At 48.6% G+C, this 3,944-nt stretch carries 3 protein-coding genes and 2 tRNA genes (1 of these 5 running past the window's edge); 1 reads left to right on the top strand and 4 read right to left on the bottom strand.

Features of this window, described 5'->3' with window-relative positions:
- The 3 genes from B2U90_RS10620 to B2U90_RS10610 form a co-directional block, all read right to left on the bottom strand.
- Positions 1–31, bottom strand: a tRNA-Ser gene (locus tag B2U90_RS10620) (it extends 129 nt beyond the left edge of the window).
- Positions 32–102: 71 nt separating this feature from the next.
- A tRNA-Pro gene (locus B2U90_RS10615) sits at positions 103–179 on the bottom strand.
- Positions 180–302: 123 nt separating this feature from the next.
- Positions 303–980: a TerC family protein gene (locus B2U90_RS10610; RefSeq protein ID WP_075581427.1), complete on the bottom strand. Its 678-nt coding sequence runs from the start codon at positions 978–980 to the stop codon at positions 303–305.
- Positions 981–1,376: 396 nt separating this feature from the next.
- Here B2U90_RS10610 and B2U90_RS10605 point away from each other — a divergent pair, with 396 nt between their 5' ends.
- The gene (locus B2U90_RS10605) at positions 1,377–2,033 is read left to right on the top strand and encodes a cupin domain-containing protein (RefSeq protein WP_292017745.1); all 657 of its coding nucleotides are present in this window, start codon (positions 1,377–1,379) and stop codon (positions 2,031–2,033) included.
- Between the two features lie 240 nt (positions 2,034–2,273).
- Here B2U90_RS10605 and eno read toward each other — a convergent pair whose 3' ends face one another.
- Positions 2,274–3,569 (bottom strand): phosphopyruvate hydratase, encoded by a 1,296-nt coding sequence (gene eno, locus B2U90_RS10600; RefSeq protein WP_113855520.1) that lies wholly within the window; start codon positions 3,567–3,569, stop codon positions 2,274–2,276.
- Positions 3,570–3,944: the final 375 nt, after the last annotated feature.

Genomic DNA, 3,944 nt, shown 5'->3' with positions numbered 1-3,944 from the left:
CATGCTCCTTCAGCCACTCGGACACCTCTCCATGCCTTACACATTGTTGCACTCTATGAAGTTTTCACGGTGCTGTCGGGATCAACACCCAATGTGTAAATATGGTCGGGGCGACAGGATTCGAACCTGCGACCTCTTAGTCCCGAACCAAGCGCGCTACCAAACTGCGCTACGCCCCGTCACCTGACTTGTATATAATACCATATTCACAACAAAAGTCAAGTGAAATATTTACATTATTTTGCCATGTCTTTAGGTTTGCTGATACCTTCTGCCAGAGCCGTCGCAACCAGAAGGCCGGCCTACTTACGGGCTTTCTGTTTCCGGTCGTTCCGTTTTTTCCAGAGGAATCCTCCGGCCAGGGTAACAGCAACCAATATGCCCTGAATCACCGTTTCATTTCCTTTTCCATAGGGAAAATACGGATCCGTTGCCAGCATCCCGCCGGCAGCCCAACCGAGGATGGCCCCGCCAATATAGACCAGTATGGGAAAACGGTTCATGATTTTGATGACGATAGTGCTGCCAAAGATGATGATAGGAACGGAAATCATCATGCCCAGCACCAGAAGCCCCAGGTGGCCGCCGGTGGCACCGACGATTCCCAGCACGTTGTCGAGGCTCATGAGGGCGTCGGCGGCAATGATAGTGCGCACGGCCGCAAATAGGGAATCCTTCGCTTCTACGTGAATATTTTCGTCATCATCGGCTCCGATGAGCTTAATACCAATAAGGACCAGCAGGATAGCACCGACAGTCTTGAGATAGGGAATCTGCAGCAGCCAGACAACGGCAGCAGCCATGAGGAAACGCAGGACAATAGCCCCGCCGGTTCCGTACAGAATGGCCTTCTTCTGCAAATGATGAGGCAGATTTTTTGCGGCCATGCCAATGACGATAGAATTATCGCCGCCCAATGCCAGATCGATGAGAACGACCTGGGCAATAGTCCATATATCAAACAGTATCGTTTCTTCCAAAAGAATCCTCCTTTATCTTAACAAAACAACAGATATATTATACGCAAAAATAAGCAGCTTGTGTAGGGCGTAGATGGGGAATAACCGGAATGGAACTTCCTATATGGAAAACGTACGTCTCCCGCATAGCTTCCCGCGTCTCCAGCAGACAGATACCTCCGGGGCATAGGCATTGATCAGCATCGTCTCTTTGGCATAGCATTTTTGCATTGCTGCATGGACCTCATTCCCCCTGTGCCTCGTTAATCTTTGGTTTTACTTCTGGCATAGTGGCCGCCTGATAGTGACATGTAAGATAATTGATCAAGAAATATAATTTCGTTAGAAATACAACGGATAAATCATAAAAAATTACGTATACTATGTATAGAATTAATTTACTAATGAGGTGATACCATGAAAGAACCGGTAGGAAAAATCTTTTCTATCACACAGGAAAACACACCTGTTCCCGGCTGCACCATTTCCAGTCAGGAATTTCAGAAAAACGGATATGCTTTTTCCTATTTTTCTATGGCGGCTCACACCGATATCAGTGCCGAAAGCTATGCCTATCCCAAATGGCTGCACGTAGTGGCTGGAACGCTGACCATATACACGCCAGACGGCATCTTACAAATACTACAGACCGGCGACAGCATTCTGACACCGCGTCATATTCCCATTGGCATGAAGGCCGATATTGATACTATTTATAGTGAATTGACATTACAGGAGGAATCGACTATGAACGACATAATCAAAGAAGGAAACGTATTTCAGCTCGCTAATCTCGTTCCTTACCAGGATGGAAAAATCATCAATATGGATATCATTTCCGATCCAAAATTAAAATTCGTCGTCATGAGTCTGGCTGCTGGCACGGGCCTTTCGGAACACGCCGCACCGGGCGAAGCTCTGGTATTTGCATTAGACGGCACAGCTACCATCACCTATGAAGGTACGCCTCTGACAATCCATAAGGGAGAGACCATCAAATTCGCCGCCGGGGCCCGTCACGCCGTACAGGCAGATGACAACTTTAAAATGGCGCTTCTCCTGACACTGAAGTAGGGAAAAGTTAGCGGTCAGCGGCTAGCAGAAGGAAAAATTGCAATTCTCAGGCCGCATTCGCAGGCGGCAGGCCGTTTCGTCAAACATCAAACTTAAAAGGCACCAGCTCACTTTGGCTGGTGCCTTTTATACTGTAAGTTTTAGCAGTCTCCCGTTGTTTACGCTCCTGAAGACGGATATTTTCCTATATCGGTCTCTAATTTCACATAAATTCTGTATGCAGAGACAAGAGCACTGCACTCAGCGCTGGATGCCAAATGCCTGGAAGCCGGGATAGATTCCCTGGCCACGCAATTCATCTTCAATCTGAAGCAAACGGTTGTATTTCGCCACACGTTCGCTACGGTTTGGTGCACCGCTCTTGATCTGTGCCGTATTCAGAGCGACGGCCAAATCAGCAATAGATGTATCTTCTGTTTCACCGGAACGATGGGAAACGATGGCCCGATAACCAGCGCGGTGTGCCATTTTGATGGCTTCCAACGTTTCCGATACAGATCCAATCTGATTGAGCTTGATGAGGATGGCATTGCCGCAACCCTGGGCAATCCCTTTGGCCAGACGTTTTGTATTGGTAACGAATAAGTCGTCACCAACGAGCTGTACGCGCTGTCCCAGGGCCTTTGTCAAAGCGGACCAGCCATCCCAGTCTTCTTCATCCAAGCCATCTTCGATGGAGTAAATGGGATAAGCCTGGGAAAGCTTCTGCCAGTGTGCAATGAGTTCATCTGTCGTAAAGGACTGACCGCTCTTGGGCAGAACGTAAACGCCCGGTTTCGGCCCTTTCCATTCGCTGGCAGCGGCATCAAGAGCAAGGACGAAATCTTTACCCGGTTCATAACCAGCTTTTTCAATGGCCTGAATGATATACTGGATAGCCTCTTCATCGCTGGCCAGATCCGGAGCAAAGCCGCCTTCGTCGCCAACAGAAGTAGCCAATCCTCTGGCCTGCAGAAGACCTGCCAGAGAATGATAAACTTCAGCGCACCAGCGCAGACCTTCCCTGAACGAAGAAGCTCCTGCCGGCATGATCATAAATTCCTGGACGTCAACCGTATTGGCTGCATGGGCACCGCCATTTAGAATGTTCATCATCGGTACAGGCAGATAATTGCCATTGACGCCGCCGAGGAAACGATAAAGGGGAATCCCCAGGGATGCAGCAGCTGCATGGGCGCAGGCCAGCGATACAGCTAAAATGGCATTGGCGCCGAGGCGTGACTTATCAGGCGTGCCATCGGCGTGAATCATCAGGCTGTCAATGCCATACGTATCAAAAGGATTCTGACCTCTCAGAACATCCTGCAATACCGTATTGACGTGACTAACGGCCTGGGTAACGCCTTTGCCGCCAAAGCGCTGTGCATCGCCGTCACGCAGTTCCAATGCTTCAAACTGTCCCGTCGAGGCACCGCTGGGAGCAGCACTGCGGCCAAGGGTTCCGTCGGACAACCACACATCGGCCTGCACGGTAGGATTTCCCCGTGAATCAAGGATTTCCCGGCCAATAACTTTTTCAATGCGAATATCTTTCATAATAAAGACTCCTTTATTGGTAAATACAACACCATGAGCACCATATATTCAGTATTTTTACAGTTATATTATACAATATAAAGTATCTTTCGCATAATATTTTATGAGAATTGATGTTATTGTATTTAGACATATCCGGTCCACTTTTTCAGTCCTTTTGTATTTTCAAGAGAAAAGGGCGCCGTTTGCAGGCCGGAAAGGGCAGCAGCCACAGAACGCAGGCCGCAGTTCGCAGGCAGCCATCTAATGAACAGGACACCAGCCGTATTGGGCTGGTGTCCTGTTTTCTTCACTTCCCACTAATCACTAACCACAAAAAAAAGCACTAGCATAAGCTAGTGCTTTTTTCCCTAATCAGCGGCTTCCTATCCTCCC

This window comes from Megasphaera sp. UBA4233 (assembly GCF_002395615.1).
Taxonomy (GTDB): Bacteria; Bacillota; Negativicutes; order Veillonellales; family Megasphaeraceae; genus Megasphaera; species Megasphaera hexanoica.
Note: the sequence above shows the minus strand (reverse complement) of the source record. Positions and strands in the feature narration are given on the sequence as shown.

What these genes read in the sequence shown, in the direction of transcription:
- B2U90_RS10605 (WP_292017745.1), top strand. Translation starts at nt 1,377, where the DNA reads ATGAAAGAACCGGTAGGAAAAATCTTTTCTATCACACAGGAAAACACA.
- eno (WP_113855520.1), bottom strand. Translation starts at nt 3,569, where the DNA reads ATGAAAGATATTCGCATTGAAAAAGTTATTGGCCGGGAAATCCTTGAT.